Below are 16,007 nucleotides of genomic sequence, written 5' to 3'. Positions count from 1 at the left end.
CGGTCAACCGGGTAGCCCATCTGCACGCACACTAACTAAAAACCGTGCATAAGCGATCACGTACAGTAAGTACGCAATCAACCACAGCAAAAACGGCAAGCCAACGCCAGCCAACAAATACATCTCTGGCCACCAGATCGGCACGAGGGTGCGCAGCAATGCGGTAAGAAAAAGCGCACCCAGTGCTGGCCAGATAAGACTTGGCATAGTCAGCGAACGCCCCGTATGCCTTAGCCCGGCAATGCAGAATACAGCCAGAATAGCGGTGCCAGCCGCGCCAACAGAAAGTGCGTGACGGCCGGCGTAGCCAGGCAAGCTATCCACCAATGCGCTGATACCCACTAGAAACAAGCCAGCAATCATCCATAGGTAAGCCGTTGTCAGTAGTAACAAATATAATTTGCCCATGGCCTTACCCCATGGCCACTCGCTCAACCTGTCTGCCTGAGCGGCTGCGGCTGCCAGCGCAATCCAGCCGGTAACTGGGTGCCCTGATGCAAGCATATCGGCCACAACGTAAAAGATAAGGGAAACAATTGCTAGATACTCACGGGCAGGTGTCAAACGCACTGGGCCAGTTTCCCCAACCTCATTTCTTGCGGCCATCGCAACCACCCGCACTATGCGTGACGCTGTCAGCGCGATCAAAACAAGCAATACATTTACCGCAGTGTTAAGAGCAGCTTGAGGCGATAACAACGCTAATTCTGGCCAAAGCCAGCCTAAATAGAACAGCCCCTGAATTAGGACAAATGCCAGTAATACAACACCTATACTTAGGTGTTTACGCCCTGTTGCAGATAGCAAAGCTGGCATTGCCCAGAAAATTACGGAAAGTGGAAATGCAATATTTAATGCTGCAATCAAGACTCCCGGTAGGCTTGCTGACAACCAAAATGCCAGCCTGCCCAGAAGCCATAAAACAACCAGAGCAGCAAGCGCTTTACCTTGAACATGGGGTACGCCCGCCCAGGATGGAATAGAGGTTAATAAAAAGCCCACCAACGCAGCGCTGGCAAACCCGAACAGCATTTCATGGCCATGCCAAAGGATAGGCATCATCGCCATGGGCAAGGTAAATTGTTGAAGCAGCGTACCTACCCACGGAACCAATGCAAACGGAGCGTAAAGAGCCGCCAACAAAAAGAATGGCCGAAACCCATAGGCAAGCCAAGGGCTTTGAAAGCCTGCTATTCCAGTTTTCATGCTTTGCCTTCAGCTTTTGTAGCTGTCTCCGGAAGATAGAAATCATTGTCGGGCAGTTTGCCGCCGATAAATCCGCTGGAGAGGTCTGTAAGCGCAGTAAAGAAGGACTCAAGCTGTGGTCGAGACTCTGCAGCAGAGGCCATCCTAATTTGAGTTCGAGGTATTGCCCCTTCAAACACCTTGGTAGCTAAAGGAGAGTTTTGGCTCCCAACCACCGCCGCGTCATTAGGCTTAGCTGCCACCCAGTCCACTGCGCGTCTGATGGCACCTTGTATTACCGCAACCTGCTCAGGATATTGACCCAGAAGCTCTCGGCGACAAACAACTCCGGCTTGCGGCAGCCCCTTTATTTCACCAGTAAGTCGCGCCCACTCTTCTTGTAAATCCAGCTCAGTCGGTAACTGGCCAAACTGTGCAGCCTGCAATCGAGTAGCTGTGCGCATGGGTTCAGGTAAAACGGCTGCATCGAGGCGTTGGGCAACAAACATTTGTACGGTTTCGAAAGGGCTCGACTGGTAGCTTACTTTAAGATCCCGACCTACTTCCAAACCCGCTTTCCCGAGAAGATACCGAAATACCAGATCTGGCATATCGCCACGCCAAGGCACACCCACATGGCGACCGGCAAGATCCTTCACGGATTGCAAGGGGCCCTTTTCTTTCAACCCGAGCATACCGAGAGTACCCCATACATTTACATTCATTAGTACAAGGGGAACACCACGGTTATAGAGGTTAGCGGCCACATTCGTGGGTGTCGCGGTAAGCATCACCTCTGCTCTGGCTAACCAGGCACGAAGTTGGTCGGGGTCCTTCCACGCTTTCAACTCCCGTTTTGGAATCAGCTCTTGCACGGCGGGGTCTTCCAGCGCTCTCGCCAAAATCACCTGTGGAATGCCGTAGGGTGTTGCTGCGACAAGCTGACCGGATGTCTGCGCAATGGCACGCTGGAAAGGCAAAGCCGTTAATAGCGTCGCGCTGGCAGCCAATTTCAGTAAATCACGACGATTTAACGGGTTCATGCTACCTCCGATTGGGGTTTATAAAGGAAACTCTCATTAACCACAGGCTGCCTCAACAAATGAGCTGCAGCTTCATAGAGCCAGGACTGAGTCCTGCTCGCAAATGGCTCATCTACTCGATGCTCGTAAACTATATGACCAGGGGAACCCGAGATAACGACAACACGGTGAGCCAATCGCAAGGCTTCGGTTAAATCATGCGTCACCAACAAACTGGCAATCCCACGATCAACCACGAGACGCTGCACTAACTCCTGAGCTTCATTTCGCAGCCCGACATCCAAAGCACTGAACGGCTCATCCAGCAGTAGCAGATCAGCCCCTACAGCCAGTGCCCGTGCTAAAGCCACCCTCTGCTGCATACCGCCGGAGAGTTCGTGAGGGAATAATGTGTATTTATCTTCAAGACCGACTGAATCTGCCAACTCTCGTGCTATCTCCAGACGCTCTTTTCGTGGGACACCTCTGGCTTTCAGGCCCAGCGCAATATTGTCCAACATGCGCCGCCAGGGTAGCAGCCGCGGTTCCTGAAATACTGCCGCCGTGCAGGCAAAACGGTTTTCCACTGCGCCACCGGAAATATCGACTAGCCCGGCTGCCAGCCTCAGTAAACTGGTTTTGCCGCACCCCGACGGGCCGACAAGACAAACTGACTCACCTGGCTGGACACTAAAGTTGATGCCCTCAAGGATTCTATTCGGCCCAAGCTGCAATGAAGCATTGCGAAGTTCCATCATGATTTTGCCTGCGATATGCTCTGGCGCCATGGTTCCATTTTCTTTTGTAGCGGTCGCAAAAAGCCATGTTCAGCAATCAACAAGAGTGCCACTACAACCAAAATCCACCCCATGGCGCCAGCTGTATCGAGATTCACTCGGGCCATCGCCAGACCAGCGCCCACACCGTTTTCTGTGGCAAACAATTCCGCCATGACTGTCACCTTCCAAGCCACGCCCAGAGCCGTAATCAACGCCGGAAACACATATGAAACGATATGAGGCAGATAGAAATCCCACAAACGCATCCAAACCGGAACACGGTAAACATCGCCCATCTCCTGCAACCGTTTATCAAGCGTGCGCGCACCTATCTGGGCACCCGCAAACGTGACGGGCAAGGTTGTTGCGGCAACTGTGTAGATAGCTGCCATCGACCCGCTCCCAAACCACAAAATAGCTAGCACAATCCAGGCGATCGGAGGAATCCCCAATAGAACGGTTGATACCGGCTCCAGCGCTCTCCCAAGCGTGTGAGACAGGCCGGCCAGCAAGCCTAGTATCAAACCGGCCAAAGATGCCAAAGCAAACCCGGTCATTGCCCGCCAGGTTGTGGCCCAGACCGCAGTCAAAAGCTCACCCTGTCGCCAAAAACCCTGTATAGAAAGAAGAGCATCTCTCGGCCCCGGTAGTAAAAAGCTACCGTACTTCAAGCTCCCCCACTCCCATAAAGCCACAAACAACAACATACCGGTAAGGCTGCCACCCCAACTCATACCGGTTCGGATCAGACGACTCATAGTTCAACGCTCTTTGATCAAGAGATTAGGGTAAACGTTACTTTCCCATGATTACTTGATAAAACTCAAATGATATTCATTTGCACTTAGATTATTATTGATAATGGTTTTTATTTGCGTATTACACACATCATCCTCGGAGCTTTCATGACCCCCAGCCGATTGAGCATTGCCATTGCTTTAGTGTCATCCACTACAACCTTCGCGGTACCAGCATTCTCACAGCCAGCACAACTAAATGAACTCGTCGTCACGGCGAAAGGATACGAGTCTGACACTCTCGAAACGGCCAGCACTGTAGAAAAACTGGCGACTGATGAAGTAGCCGCAGCGAAAACCGCTGGTGATTTGTTTAGAGGAAAACCTGGCCTTGCCGTTCAGGGCGACGGTGGCGCCTGGGGCGGTAATCCGGTCATTCGTGGGTTAAAAAAAGAAAGCGTTGTTATGCTGATAGACGGCGTACGACTTAATTCAGCCCAACCTCAAGGTGCCATTGCGTCTCTTGCGGCCATGAGTCTGTTGGATAGTGTTGAGGTAGTTAAAGGGCCTGGCTCTGTTCAGCATGGTACAGGGGCCCTTGGTGGCGCTATAAACCTGCGCACTCCGGAAGCGACATTCTCAGAGACTGAAGAGGTTCACGGCCGACTCTCTGGTAGCACGGGAACGGTAGACAGCAGCCTTGCTGGCGGAGCCCTAGTTAAACTCTCAAGCAAAGATCATGGTCTGGTTCTCGGAGCAGCCGTTAAAGATGTAGACGACTACGAAACCCCAGCCGGTAATGTCGATAAAAGCGGTTACCGCTCGGAGTCCTTTCTCGCCAAGTACGCCTATAGGCTCAGCGATGATCAAAAGCTGACCCTGAACCTGCAAAAACACGAGGATCGTGATGTCTGGTACCCCGGCTCGGCAAAAGCGGGTCCTGGCGGTAATGGCACACTCATAATTCACTCCCCCAAACAGACCAGAACCCTGACTGAGCTAGGCTACGAAGGCTCAATCGGGCCAGGAACACTGGAAGCCAGTATTTATCAACAGAATGTTGAGCGGCAGATAAGAGCATTTTGGGATTTTAAAGATAGAAATCAGGTGTGGAACGACGTCAGCTTTGATACCGATGGTGCAAAAGCGCAGTATAGAATGCCCCTTGGCAATGCCCATCTGGTTACTGTTGGGCTGGAGGTCTGGGAGATGACGGCAGACCCTGCACGTTTTACCTACAACCCACCGATGTCGAACACAGCCATGTCCAACTCACCATTTCGAGATGGGGAAATACAAAGCCAAGGCGTGTTTGTTCAAGACGATATAGCGATAGGCAACTGGAACATTCAATTCGGTGCCCGATATGACAAAGTTACTGGCGATGCCCGAATAGTGGGCAACGGCCCGGGCGCGCGAACGACCGGCTTGGAAAGCAGTGCCGAAACCCTTTCCTGGTCAACCGGCGCCATCTACAACCTGAGCGCTATGGTCAACCCCTTCATCTCAGTAGGGACAGCCTACCGAGCCCCAGATATGCGGGAGCGTTTTGAAGACGCATCCCGTGGCGACGGCTATTTCCACAAAGGGAACCCCCAACTCGACCCGGAAAAATCCACCAGTGCAGAGATTGGCCTCAAGGGCCGTGGTCGCTTTGGTGAGTATCAGCTTGCGGTATTTTATACCCGAATTGATGACTACATCGCGGGCCGAGTAACGGGTACCAACAACCCGGCCAACAACCTGCCGATAAAACAAACGGAAAATCTGGATGAAGTAACAATTTACGGGGCGGAAGCTGGTTTCATCATGCCTCTAGAGGCAATGGTCAGCACAGCACCATCTATCGATATCGACGGCAGCCTCACCTGGCTTCGAGGTGAAAACAAACAGGACAATGAGCCGTTATACCAGATGCCCGCTCCAGAATTGACCCTTGGCGTAGGCCAGCAATCCCGCCCGGGATTCAATTGGCACGGCCAGGTTCGTGCGGTAGCAGAACAGGATAGAACTGCAGATACCTTCTCTAACAATACAGAAACCACCACGCCCGGCTACGCGACCGTGGATATAACGCTAGGGTGGAACTTTGATTCAATAGGCAATTTGAACAACCTCAAAGTCACCTTAGAAGGCAACAACCTGCTGGACAAACAGTATCGAGCTCACCTTACTGACGGTGACATTCTGTCACCTGGCAGAGGTCTTGTTGCAAGACTTGAGAGTAATTTTTAACTCAGACAACGCCAAAGGGCTCCGAAAGCTGGAGCCCTGAATCAAGCCCGCACATCAAACTCCTCTGATATGGCCGCTAACGCATACCGGAGTTTTTCGATGTCAGGTGTCGCGATATAGCTCTCCCCCAACGTTGGATTCAGCATTTGTGCGGTACGGGCCACTTGTACTGAGAACCGCCTTACCCCCCTGTTTGCCAATTGTTCGCTGATTTCCAACACCTGCTCAATACTGTGCAGAGCGCTATGCCACGTCATTCGGCATTCAAAACTAACCTCTGAGTCCATCAACGCATCAATGGCGGCCCAGCTATCTATACCTGAGCGGCTACAAGTAGTTACGGGTTGGTACCCTGAAGGCAGTGCTTTGATATCCAAGCCTACCCAATCCAGCCATGGCAATAACGGGCGGAGCGATTTTACACTGGGCGCCCCCGTGTGAAGCCCGTTCCGAAACCCCATATCCCGGGTTTGCTGCAGAGCGGGTAACAGTGCTTTCTGAATCGTGGGCTCTCCCCCGCTGAATACCACGGCATCTAGCAACCCTTTGCGCCGCTTAAGGTGGCTACAAACCCTTTGCCATGTAGGTGCGCCATCCACCGGTTTTAACGGAATGAAGTGCGGATTGTGGCAATAATGGCAACGCCAGGGACAACCCTGTAGAAACAGGGTTGTCGCCAGATGTTGCGGATAATCAACGGTAGAAAAGGCTGTCATACCGCCTATTACCAAGTTATCCGCAAGCATATCAACGCTCCCTAAAATGAGTACGTTCGTGGTGTTCTGATTGCTTGCCTTTGTTAAAGGCAGAAACAGGGCGGTGGTAGCCCATAACCCGCGTCCATACTTCACAGCGTTGGCGTTGATTCTCGTTGGGTAGCTTCTGGTTTTCCATAACATCTCCTTTACATTTACTTCTCTGGGAAATTCGGTAGGTTGCTTTGCTCGTAGCGACCCACCGTCTATACCGGAGCGGTGCTCCGAAATTCAGGCAATAGCTGCAGCAGCCATTTGCGTATTCTTGCCCGCCATCAGCAACTCATCACATTTGGGACAGAACTCGTGCTCGCCGTTGAGATAGCCATGCACAGGGCAAATGGAGAATGTGGGCGTTACCGTGATATACGGCAGTCGATAATTTTCCAAGACACGCCGAACAAACCGGCCACAGGTGGCCGCATCACTGATACGTTCGCGCATATAGAGGTGTAAAACCGTGCCGCCGGTGTAGCGTGTTTGCAGCTCATCCTGCAGGTTCAGCGCTTCAAACGGGTCATCAGTAAAACCTACGGGCAGTTGACTGGAATTGGTGTAATAAGGTGCATCATGCGTTCCCGCCTGCAGAATGTTCGGAAAGCGTTTTTGGTCTTCCTTGGCAAAGCGATAGGTGGTGCCTTCTGCCGGGGTTGCTTCAAGGTTGTAAAGGTTGCCGGTCTGTTCTTGAAACTCCTTCATTCGATCCCGAACGTGATCCAACAATTCCAGCGCAAACTCTCTGCCCCACTCGGTAGCAATGTCCTCGCGGTCGCCCGAATAATTTCGAATCATTTCGTTTAGACCATTCACTCCAATGGTAGAAAAATGATTCCGTAAAGTACCCAAATAACGTTGACTATAGGGCAGTAACCCCTCGGCCATATGCTGACTGATAGTCTCGCGCTTTGTTTCCAGACTATCCCGTGCCAACGCCATCAGTTCATCTAACCGGGCATATAGCGCCTGCTTGCGGCCTTTGTATAAATACCCCAGCCGGGCACAGTTAATCGTTACCACGCCGAGAGATCCCGTTTGTTCTGCTGAACCAAACAAACCGTTGCCACGCTTTAGAAGTTCTCTCAGGTCCAGTTGCAGGCGGCAACACATAGAGCGAACCATGCTGGGTTCAAGATCTGAGTTGAGGAAATTTTGAAAGTACGGCAGACCGTATCGGGCTGTCATTTCAAACAGGCGCTGGGCATTTTCAGATTCCCAGTCAAAATCCCGAGTAATGTTGTAGGTAGGAATCGGGAAAGTGAATACCCGATTTTTACTGTCTCCAGCAGCCATCACCTCAATGTAGGCTCGGTTGATCAGATCCATTTCTAACTGCAGATCACCGTAGCTAAAAGGCATCTCTTCACCGGCAATGACCGGTATCTGCTCTCGTAGATCCTCCGGGCAAACCCAATCAAAGGTGATGTTGGTAAAGGGCGTTTGGGTGCCCCAGCGTGAAGGCACGTTGAGGTTGTAAACAAACTCTTGAATGCACTGGCGTACTGTTTCGTAATCCAGATTATCCTTGCGGATAAAAGGTGCCAAGTAGGTATCGAAAGAGCTGAAGGCTTGAGCTCCGGCCCATTCGTTTTGCAGCGTACCCAAGAAGTTTACCATCTGGCCGATGGCGCTCGATAAGTGCTTCGGGGGTGCTGACTCCACCTTACCGGGCACGCCGTTAAGGCCTTCATGCAATAAGGTACGCAGCGACCAGCCAGCACAGTAGCCACTCAACATATCTAGATCGTGTATATGAAGGTCTGCCTCACGGTGCGCCTGACCGATGGCTTGTGTATAGACATCATTAAGCCAATAGTTGGCGATGACTTTTCCGGCAGTGTTCAGAATCAGGCCACCCAGAGAGTAGCCCTGATTGGCATTGGCATTGACTCGCCAATCGCTTCGTTGGAGATATTCGCTGACGGTTGCCGAGATATCCAGTAACGAAGGTTCAACTGGCTCGGGGGTTGCGGGGAAAGCTGGCATGTTACGACTCCTGGTATCGCGTCAGGTATATTCCCTTCGCATACACAGGAGGCCGTTCACATAGGGTTATCCAACGGATAGTTGCCCCGTGTAACTTGCCAACTGTTTACCCTGAGTCGCGAAGGTGCAGTGTTGAGTGTCTTGGCTGGTCTTCGGACTCAGGGGCGTGAACCTTTCAGCTCTGCCTTACGTGGCGACTTCCCGGTTTTCACCAGTGTCTTCATTGCCACGTTTGTTCCCCAATACCGCTGCGCGTCAGCTCCGGAGTCTCACCGGATTCCCCACCACAAAACACAACATATAGTGGAAAGCCAAGACACGATCACTATATACGCCAAAAAAATAAGTCGCAATAGAAATATATGATTAACACCTTAAGGTAGCTCTTGGGCTTGTTTCAGCAGTCAGAGTGTTACCGAAACAGGAACATTGGGGTGCCGTTCGGTACCGCCAGTAATCAGAGGTGGGCGCCCCAGAATGCCGGTACCCCGGAGAACCGTCCAAAGCATGGTCAGTACCGGTGTATCCTTATAAGCCATAAACCACTTAGTTTCGTTCGCACGGTAACGAGATTTGTGATAACTCAATGCCTTGAAAGCATAAAATCTGTTGCCTTTCTCGTACAACAAACGGCAAACACTACGCACCAATTTGCTATCACCCGGGCAAGGTTGAACGTTATAAACCGGAGAAATACCGAGAGAGATTTGCTCAACGCCTTCCGTCTCAAAAACCTTCATAGCTTCCAGAATAATGTAATCCAATAATCCGCTGGGGCTGTTGCCGGTATCTTGCCGCAAAACATTGGCGGTATAACCAATAACCTTGCCATCCTGAAAGAACGGGTCAAAAAACACATACCCCAACAAACGACCTTCCTGATAGCAGTAGAACTTGCGCACGCCCCACTCATCGCCAAACTCCGGCGGGCGTGTCAGTAACCGAAGCTCCCGCTGCTTCACCACTTTGTTCCGCCGCCAAGCCTCAGAGATGCGCAAGGCGCTAGTCAGGTCGGCTTCATCTTCGGTCTGTTCAATAACTGTTAGGTTTTGACGTTTCCCAAGGTTGGCCGCATGCCGCAGTTGTTTCTTGTTCTTGCCCGCTACACTGAAACTGGGAATGCGAAATGAAAATTCTGTACCCATTTCATTGATGGTGTGCCCCAACGCCCGAAGATCCTCTGCTGCGCCACCGTCAATACCCACAAAAAGAGCACGCCCTGGTACATTGTTCAAGAATTCTCGCAAGAGCCCGCGCCGGCTCTGATCGGCACACACAGGGTTGGCAAACACCACATTCACTCTGCCCAGAAGTGTTCTGACCGGTGCATAAGCCACAAACCCTACACCCTCAATACCAAACCGTTCAGCGCCTGACTGTAGCGTAAAATAGGCGCTGGACTGGCGCCCATAACGCTTCATCAGCTCCTGACTGGAGCCTTGGGCCAAATGTTCTCGATATCGAATCCCGGCATCCGGGGAGGGTGCATGGGCCATCTGAATTCTCCTTGCGAAAGTACTCGGCCGGTAACACTATAAATACCGACCTATCGATAGAGCCTTACCTGCAGACAGAACCCAAGTTACATGCTGTTACGAATTAACGGAGAGTTATTAGTGGAAACTGTGAACTTGCGCAGCCAGTTTACTCGACAAGCATGACGCTTATCACAAAACTCACGCAACCTGCTGTTTTAATGGGAAAATTAATTGTCAGACAATCCTTTTAGGCTTAGAGGTTTTGCTTTGCTCGCAGTTGAATAGTTGAGGAGATTTGGCGCGCAGTAAGTGATGGCACGCCAATCCTCATCGAGCCTTAACAAGCTCAAAACCATCAAGGTGAACTAACGAAGAATAACCAGCGGTTTTTCTGCTGTTCTCAGCATATTTGTAGTAGTGCTGCCAACAAAGAACTGGCGAATACGGGAGTGGCCGTAGGCACCCATAACGGTGATGTCGATACCGTGCTTTTCCTGATACCTGTGCAGAGCCTGCTCCACATCGCCAGCCAGTATGGTAAGCGTGATATCAGCATCAATCGTTGCCAGCATCAGCTTCGCCTTCTCCAGCTGGCCCCAATGCTCTTTAGTGTCTGACCCGACCATCACTAGGTGCAAGGGCATGCCTTTGAGTACCGGGCTGCCAGCCAAGAGTTCTACGCCTCTAAACGCTGTGGCACTGCCGTCGAACGCGAGCATGGCCGTGCGCGGCGTTGAAAATTCGTCTGGCACTAGTAAAATCGGCCTATGTACACTGCGGATTACGGTTTCGAGTTGGCTGCCAACGCGAGTCTCCCGATCCGAACTGCTTTCGCCGTGTAAGCCCATCACAACTAATCGTGTTTCATCTTCAATGGCGAGTAGGGATTCGGTTAAATCACCGTGGCGCTGGCGCTTTTTGATCGCGCTAACACCGGCATTCTGCAACCTATGGGCGGCCTCATCCAACAAATGGTTCCCGTGCTCCAGCGCCAATTTGGCGCGTTTACGATCCAGCTGCGCCAATTCATCCAGCAGATGTTCACGACTACCCAAGCCAATGTTGCCAGCAAGGTCTGGCTCTGACGGATAACGTTCTTCATCGAGTACATGCAGGAGCGTTAGCGGTGACCCCATATGCTTGCTTGCCCAGGCCGCATAATCACATACCGCTGGCGCTGCGCGGGAGCCATCCACACAAGCCACAACGTGCAACGCATCCTGCTCGGTTGCTTGGGAATTTACGTTTGTATCTTGCATATTAATGGCCCATCAGCTGATCAATGCCTTCCGGCTTATCGTGCACACCAAAACGGTCGACGATGGTAGCGCTGGCCTGATTCATACCTATCACCTCCACCTCTGCACCGTCTCGACGGAACTTGATGACTACTTTGTCGAGCGCGCCCACAGCAGTAATGTCCCAAAAATGGGCACGACTCACATCTATAACCACTTTATCGACCACTTCGCGGAAATCAAAGGCCGCAAGAAATTTTTCCGATGAGCTAAAAAATACCTGACCCATAACCTTATAGGTGCGGGTGCCCGATTCTTCATCCAAAGTGGACTGCACTTCCATAAAGTGCCCGATTTTGTTGGCGAAAAACAGCGCGGCGAGTAGAACACCGGCAAACACACCAAGCGCGAGATTGTGAGTTACAACCACCACGCACACGGTGACCAGCATAACGATATTGGTGGAGAGAGGGTGGGTTTTCAGATTGCGGATAGACTCCCAAGAGAAGGTACCGATAGACACCATGATCATAACTGCAACCAAAGCAGCCATGGGAATCTGCACCAATATGTCGTCCAACACCACAATCATCACCATCAGGAACACACCTGCGGTGAACGTAGAAAGCCGACCGCGCCCACCAGATTTTACGTTGATAACCGATTGCCCAATCATCGCGCAGCCAGCCATACCACCGAACAGGCCAGACCCGATGTTGGCAATGCCCTGCCCCCGGCATTCGCGGTTGCGGTCACTCTCCGTGTCGGTCAAATCATCCACAATGGTGGCAGTCATCATAGATTCCAGTAAGCCCACCACGGCCAGTGGAATAGAGTACGGCAGGATAATCATCAGGGTTTCAAGGTTCAGCGGCACGTCAGGCCAGAGGAATATGGGCAGTGTATCGGGCAGTTCGCCCATATCACCCACCGTGCGCACGTCTATATTGAACAACACCGCAACAATAGTCAGCGCCACAATGCAAATCAGTGGCGAGGGCAGCAATTTGCCCAGCATCGGCACATGGGGGAACAGGTAAATAATACCCAGCCCGGCCGCTGTCATGGCGTAAACATGCCAGGTTACGTTCGTTAGTTCGGGCAGCTGCGCCATAAAGATTAGGATAGCCAGAGCATTCACAAAACCAGTTACCACCGAGCGCGATACAAATCGCATTAGGCTACCGAGCTTCAGCCAACCGGCCAGAATTTGGATTACACCGGTTAACAGGGTTGCCGCCATCAGGTATTCGAGGCCATGCTCCTTAACCAGCGTTACCATCAGCAACGCCATAGCACCGGTTGCCGCTGAGATCATGCCCGGGCGACCACCCACAAAAGCAATGATCACGGCAATACAAAACGAGGCATATAGCCCTACTTTGGGATCGACGCCTGCGATGATCGAAAAAGCAATTGCTTCCGGAATCAACGCAAGGGCAACCACGATCCCGGCGAGCAAATCGCCCTTAATATTGGAAAACCATTCGGCTTTCATTGTATTTAACATAGCTCTGGGTACCCGGGTAACTGCACTGTTTAATGGGGATAGGATTGCCGTTGCTTGAATTGCGGATTACGGCAAAATAAAGGGCGCGAATTCTATCAAAATACGGGTTCCGGCGTAAGGGCGCCTGTCCTCCAAGCCTTGCTGGCTGTTATTATCCCGGCAACACCTACACCCGAAAGGAGTTTCATTCGTTCATGGACGATGTTGCATCCCAGTTTCTTATCGCAAACCAGACCACATTTAACCTTGCCGTAGCCCTTCTACTGGGCGCGATCATAGGTTTGGAGCGGGGCTGGGGATCGCGCGAACAAAAATCCGGCGAGCGCATAGCCGGTATTCGCACCTTCTCTCTTATTGGTCTTCTGGGCGGCATTTCTGCAGTGCTGGCGCAGGAGGTTACTGTATGGGCATTTCCTGTTCTTCTACTCAGCGTGGTCGCAATGGCGATTGTGGCTTACAGCGAGCGACTCGATCATATTCGTAACTTCAGCATCACCGGCATGGTGAGCATGGTGCTCACCTTCTGCTTTGGTGCCATAGCGGTGGCCGTCGACCCGGTGATGGCAACATCCGCTGCAGTAATAACAGCCATTATTCTCGATAACAAAAATGAAATTCACGGCTGGGTGCACAAGCTTCAAGCCCACGAATTAGATGCAGCACTCAAACTTCTGGTTATTTCGGTTGTAATGCTGCCCTTACTGCCCAACGAACAATTGGGCCCTGGTGGCGTGCTAAACCCCCGTGAGATTTGGTGGATGGTGGTAATGATCGCATCCATCTCTTTCGTGGGTTATTTTGCCATGCGAATGGCAGGCACCAGCAAAGGTATCCTTTTTACCAGCCTGTTTGCGGGCTTGAGTTCTTCCACTGCCCTCACCCTGCACTTTGCCCGTCAGGCTGACAGACACCCGGAACTGAATGCCCAATTTGCTACAGGCATTCTGATTGCCTGCGGCACCATGTTCCCCCGCATTCTGGTGTACTGTTTCATTATCAACCGGGAGTTGTTGCCAAGTCTGGTCGGGCCTGTAGCCGTTATGACAATGCTGCTCTATATACCGGCAATCATTATATGGCGCAGAAACTCCGGCACAGCTCAGGTTAGCCAGCCAACACTTAACCAGAATCCTTTAGACCTGAAGTCCGCTTTGGTTTTCGGCATGTTGCTAACGGCTATTCTGCTATTGGGCGATTTCTTGAAGAACTGGCTGGGAGATACCGGTATCTATATGTTGGCGGCCACCTCAGGCATTGCTGATGTAGACGCCATCACCTTATCGCTCACCCGCATGTCGAACAACGGTCTAGCAATGGATGCAGCTGTTATCGGTATTGTTATTGCTGCGGCCACCAACAATCTGGTTAAGTCTGGCATGGCTTGGGTGATCGGCAACCGCAAAATCGGGTTTTATGTCGCCGGACCTATGCTGCTATCACTGGCAGCGGGGCTTTTGGTAGCAGGGTTTCAATAACCAAAGTTGCCTGAATCACAAATTGTTAACCGGCACAGCGGAACGTGAGATTATATCGGTAAGAGCCAGTCAACGGGTGTTCTCCTGCCTTGAGCGTGAGCACACCGTGATAACGCAATCGTGACGGCCCACCCCAGACCACCACATCGCCATGGCTGAGCGGAATACTTCTTGGCCGCTCACTGCGCACCAGCCCTCCGAAATGAAACACTTGAGGCAAGCCAAGCGACACAGACACAATCGGCTGGGTGAAATCGCGCTCGTTTTTGTCCTGATGCAGCCCCATTTTTGCACCGGGCTTATACCGATTGATAAGGCAGGAATCCGGGATGAAATCGGCGTAGCCCGCTTTCTGGGCAGCTGATTGGGCCAAATTGGCAAAGGCAGAGGGCATTACCGGCCAAGGTTTGCCAGAACTGGGGTCTTCCCGCTGATAGCGATACCCTCGCGCATCGGTCACCCAGCCGTAACTTCCACAACAACTCATGGCCGCAGACATACTGTGTCCGCCGGGTGTAGTCATGTGTCGAAAAGGCGCTAAGGCTATTATCTGGCTAATTTCATTCAGCAGATCATGCGCCTGTGTCGTGGCAAACTGCCTAAGCACAAGTGCACCTTCCGAGAGGTGCTCGGTGAAGGCTTCAATAGGTAGGTCTGCGAACAGGTCAAGCGTCATAAATGGTATGTTTATCACAAAAAACAGGCCCGCATACAAGCCCTAATAAAAACAGATGGCCTGAATGAAAGCCTGTTCATGAAGATCCGCCGAAAAACACGTATATTCTGTAGCCTTATCCATAATTCCTAAAGGACGCTTTAATGCTGTTTGCAATGATCATTGGTGGTTTGATTGGTTACGCCTTTGGCAAATTCCCCGGCTTTCTTGTGGGGGCCGCTCTTGGCGCATTTTTGCTTAACCGGCTGAAAACCCGCCTGATTGGAAAACTCCAGAACATTCAATCGGGCTTTATTGAATCTGTGTTTGCGGTTATGGGCGCCCTGTGCAAAGCCGATGGCGTTGTTTCGAAAGACGAAATCCAAATGGCAGAAGCCATGTTCGTGCGCTTTCGGTTAAACGAAGCTCAGCGGGCGACGGCGAAAGCTGCCTTCAGCCGTGGTAAAGCCGATGGTTTTGATCTGGATGCCGAACTGAACCACTTTTTGACCATCAGCGGTGGCCAGCCTGCTTTCCTACAGATGTTTCTACAGGTGCAAGTTTCCGCAGTTGCGGCCGACGGTGTTGTTCATCCAGCAGAGCATGAGATGCTTGTTCGTGTTGCTCGCGGCCTTGGCCTACCTGAAAGCCAAGTAGATCAGCTGGAAGCCATGTTACGTGGCGCGCACGCGGGCCAGACTGGCGGCCAACGATCTACCGCACAACAAACCGACGATGCCTATAAAGTTCTTGGAGTTTCTCCATCAATCAGCGATGCAGAGCTGAAAAAGGTGTACCGCAAGCTAATGAGCGAGAACCATCCAGATAAGCTTGCCGGGCGGGGTCTTCCGGAAAGCATGCGTGAAATGGCAGAAGAACGTACACAGGAAATCACCCATGCTTATGATGTGATCAAGGAATCACGGGGAAATAGCTTGTGAACTCATACCTGAAA

General features: G+C 51.7%; 13 protein-coding genes, 1 pseudogene and 1 riboswitch. Of the genes and pseudogenes, 3 read left to right on the top strand and 11 right to left on the bottom strand.

From position 1 onward, the window contains the following. Positions 1–3 precede the first annotated feature (3 nt). The 4 genes from MWU62_RS11005 to MWU62_RS10990 are packed head-to-tail and all read right to left on the bottom strand — an operon-like array spanning position 4 to position 3,744. Positions 4–1,206, bottom strand: coding sequence for an NnrS family protein (locus MWU62_RS11005; RefSeq protein ID WP_247114884.1), 1,203 nt, complete (start codon positions 1,204–1,206; stop codon positions 4–6). Continuing rightward, positions 1,203–2,228, bottom strand: a complete 1,026-nt coding sequence (locus tag MWU62_RS11000) for an MqnA/MqnD/SBP family protein (protein ID WP_247114883.1) — start codon at positions 2,226–2,228, stop codon at positions 1,203–1,205. Before MWU62_RS11000 ends, MWU62_RS11005 begins: the two co-directional genes overlap by 4 nt. Beyond that, the gene (locus tag MWU62_RS10995; protein ID WP_247114882.1) at positions 2,225–2,995 is read right to left on the bottom strand and encodes an ATP-binding cassette domain-containing protein; all 771 of its coding nucleotides are present in this window, start codon (positions 2,993–2,995) and stop codon (positions 2,225–2,227) included. Before MWU62_RS10995 ends, MWU62_RS11000 begins: the two co-directional genes overlap by 4 nt. Beyond that, the gene (locus MWU62_RS10990) at positions 2,962–3,744 is read right to left on the bottom strand and encodes an ABC transporter permease subunit (RefSeq protein ID WP_247114881.1); all 783 of its coding nucleotides are present in this window, start codon (positions 3,742–3,744) and stop codon (positions 2,962–2,964) included. Before MWU62_RS10990 ends, MWU62_RS10995 begins: the two co-directional genes overlap by 34 nt. Before the next feature lie 147 nt (positions 3,745–3,891). Here MWU62_RS10990 and MWU62_RS10985 point away from each other — a divergent pair, with 147 nt between their 5' ends. Beyond that, positions 3,892–5,958 carry a TonB-dependent receptor gene (locus MWU62_RS10985; RefSeq protein WP_247114880.1) on the top strand — a complete coding sequence of 689 codons (2,067 nt, stop codon included), beginning with the start codon at positions 3,892–3,894 and terminating at the stop codon, positions 5,956–5,958. 41 nt (positions 5,959–5,999) lie between these two features. On the opposite strand, the gene MWU62_RS10980 is transcribed toward MWU62_RS10985, so the two are convergent. The 6 genes and pseudogenes from MWU62_RS10980 to MWU62_RS10955 form a co-directional block, all read right to left on the bottom strand. Next, positions 6,000–6,704, bottom strand: a complete 705-nt coding sequence (locus MWU62_RS10980; protein WP_247114878.1) for an anaerobic ribonucleoside-triphosphate reductase activating protein — start codon at positions 6,702–6,704, stop codon at positions 6,000–6,002. A 1-nt stretch (position 6,705) separates the two neighbouring features. Beyond that, positions 6,706–6,852 (bottom strand): anaerobic ribonucleoside-triphosphate reductase, encoded by a 147-nt coding sequence (gene nrdD, locus MWU62_RS10975; protein WP_247114877.1) that lies wholly within the window; start codon positions 6,850–6,852, stop codon positions 6,706–6,708. A gap of 92 nt (positions 6,853–6,944) precedes the next feature. Further along, positions 6,945–8,657, bottom strand: a pseudogene (locus tag MWU62_RS10970) (ribonucleoside triphosphate reductase); the annotation flags it as partial. A gap of 164 nt (positions 8,658–8,821) precedes the next feature. Beyond that, a riboswitch (cobalamin riboswitch) is annotated at positions 8,822–9,027 on the bottom strand. Between the two features lie 73 nt (positions 9,028–9,100). Further along, positions 9,101–10,192: a DUF2156 domain-containing protein gene (locus MWU62_RS10965; protein ID WP_247114876.1), complete on the bottom strand. Its 1,092-nt coding sequence runs from the start codon at positions 10,190–10,192 to the stop codon at positions 9,101–9,103. 347 nt (positions 10,193–10,539) lie between these two features. Continuing rightward, the gene (locus tag MWU62_RS10960) at positions 10,540–11,433 is read right to left on the bottom strand and encodes a universal stress protein (protein ID WP_247114875.1); all 894 of its coding nucleotides are present in this window, start codon (positions 11,431–11,433) and stop codon (positions 10,540–10,542) included. Position 11,434: 1 nt separating this feature from the next. Further along, entirely contained in the window at positions 11,435–12,922 is a 1,488-nt protein-coding gene (locus MWU62_RS10955; protein ID WP_247114873.1) for a SulP family inorganic anion transporter, read from the bottom strand. A 194-nt stretch (positions 12,923–13,116) separates the two neighbouring features. On the opposite strand from MWU62_RS10955, the gene MWU62_RS10950 reads away from it, so the two are divergent. After that, positions 13,117–14,397 carry an MgtC/SapB family protein gene (locus tag MWU62_RS10950; protein WP_247114872.1) on the top strand — a complete coding sequence of 427 codons (1,281 nt, stop codon included), beginning with the start codon at positions 13,117–13,119 and terminating at the stop codon, positions 14,395–14,397. Between the two features lie 25 nt (positions 14,398–14,422). Here MWU62_RS10950 and alkB read toward each other — a convergent pair whose 3' ends face one another. After that, positions 14,423–15,073 carry a DNA oxidative demethylase AlkB gene (alkB, locus tag MWU62_RS10945; protein WP_247114871.1) on the bottom strand — a complete coding sequence of 217 codons (651 nt, stop codon included), beginning with the start codon at positions 15,071–15,073 and terminating at the stop codon, positions 14,423–14,425. Positions 15,074–15,216: 143 nt separating this feature from the next. Here alkB and djlA point away from each other — a divergent pair, with 143 nt between their 5' ends. Further along, the gene (gene djlA, locus MWU62_RS10940; protein ID WP_247114870.1) at positions 15,217–15,993 is read left to right on the top strand and encodes a co-chaperone DjlA; all 777 of its coding nucleotides are present in this window, start codon (positions 15,217–15,219) and stop codon (positions 15,991–15,993) included. Positions 15,994–16,007 lie beyond the last annotated feature (14 nt).

The organism is Marinobacter sp. S6332, from assembly GCF_023016045.1.
GTDB lineage: Bacteria > Pseudomonadota > Gammaproteobacteria > Pseudomonadales > Oleiphilaceae > Marinobacter.
The sequence above is the reverse complement of the archived record's forward strand: the minus strand, read 5'-3'. Positions and strand labels throughout refer to the sequence as shown.

Excerpts from the sequence above, each read along its gene's own strand:
- MWU62_RS11005 (WP_247114884.1), bottom strand. The coding sequence starts at position 1,206 with ATGAAAACTGGAATAGCAGGCTTTCAAAGCCCTTGGCTTGCCTATGGG.
- MWU62_RS11000 (WP_247114883.1), bottom strand. The coding sequence starts at position 2,228 with ATGAACCCGTTAAATCGTCGTGATTTACTGAAATTGGCTGCCAGCGCG.
- MWU62_RS10995 (WP_247114882.1), bottom strand. The coding sequence starts at position 2,995 with ATGGCGCCAGAGCATATCGCAGGCAAAATCATGATGGAACTTCGCAAT.
- MWU62_RS10990 (WP_247114881.1), bottom strand. The coding sequence starts at position 3,744 with ATGAGTCGTCTGATCCGAACCGGTATGAGTTGGGGTGGCAGCCTTACC.
- MWU62_RS10985 (WP_247114880.1), top strand. The coding sequence starts at position 3,892 with ATGACCCCCAGCCGATTGAGCATTGCCATTGCTTTAGTGTCATCCACT.
- MWU62_RS10980 (WP_247114878.1), bottom strand. The coding sequence starts at position 6,704 with ATGCTTGCGGATAACTTGGTAATAGGCGGTATGACAGCCTTTTCTACC.
- nrdD (WP_247114877.1), bottom strand. The coding sequence starts at position 6,852 with ATGGAAAACCAGAAGCTACCCAACGAGAATCAACGCCAACGCTGTGAA.
- MWU62_RS10965 (WP_247114876.1), bottom strand. The coding sequence starts at position 10,192 with ATGGCCCATGCACCCTCCCCGGATGCCGGGATTCGATATCGAGAACAT.
- MWU62_RS10960 (WP_247114875.1), bottom strand. The coding sequence starts at position 11,433 with ATGCAAGATACAAACGTAAATTCCCAAGCAACCGAGCAGGATGCGTTG.
- MWU62_RS10955 (WP_247114873.1), bottom strand. The coding sequence starts at position 12,922 with ATGTTAAATACAATGAAAGCCGAATGGTTTTCCAATATTAAGGGCGAT.
- MWU62_RS10950 (WP_247114872.1), top strand. The coding sequence starts at position 13,117 with ATGGACGATGTTGCATCCCAGTTTCTTATCGCAAACCAGACCACATTT.
- alkB (WP_247114871.1), bottom strand. The coding sequence starts at position 15,073 with ATGACGCTTGACCTGTTCGCAGACCTACCTATTGAAGCCTTCACCGAG.
- djlA (WP_247114870.1), top strand. The coding sequence starts at position 15,217 with ATGCTGTTTGCAATGATCATTGGTGGTTTGATTGGTTACGCCTTTGGC.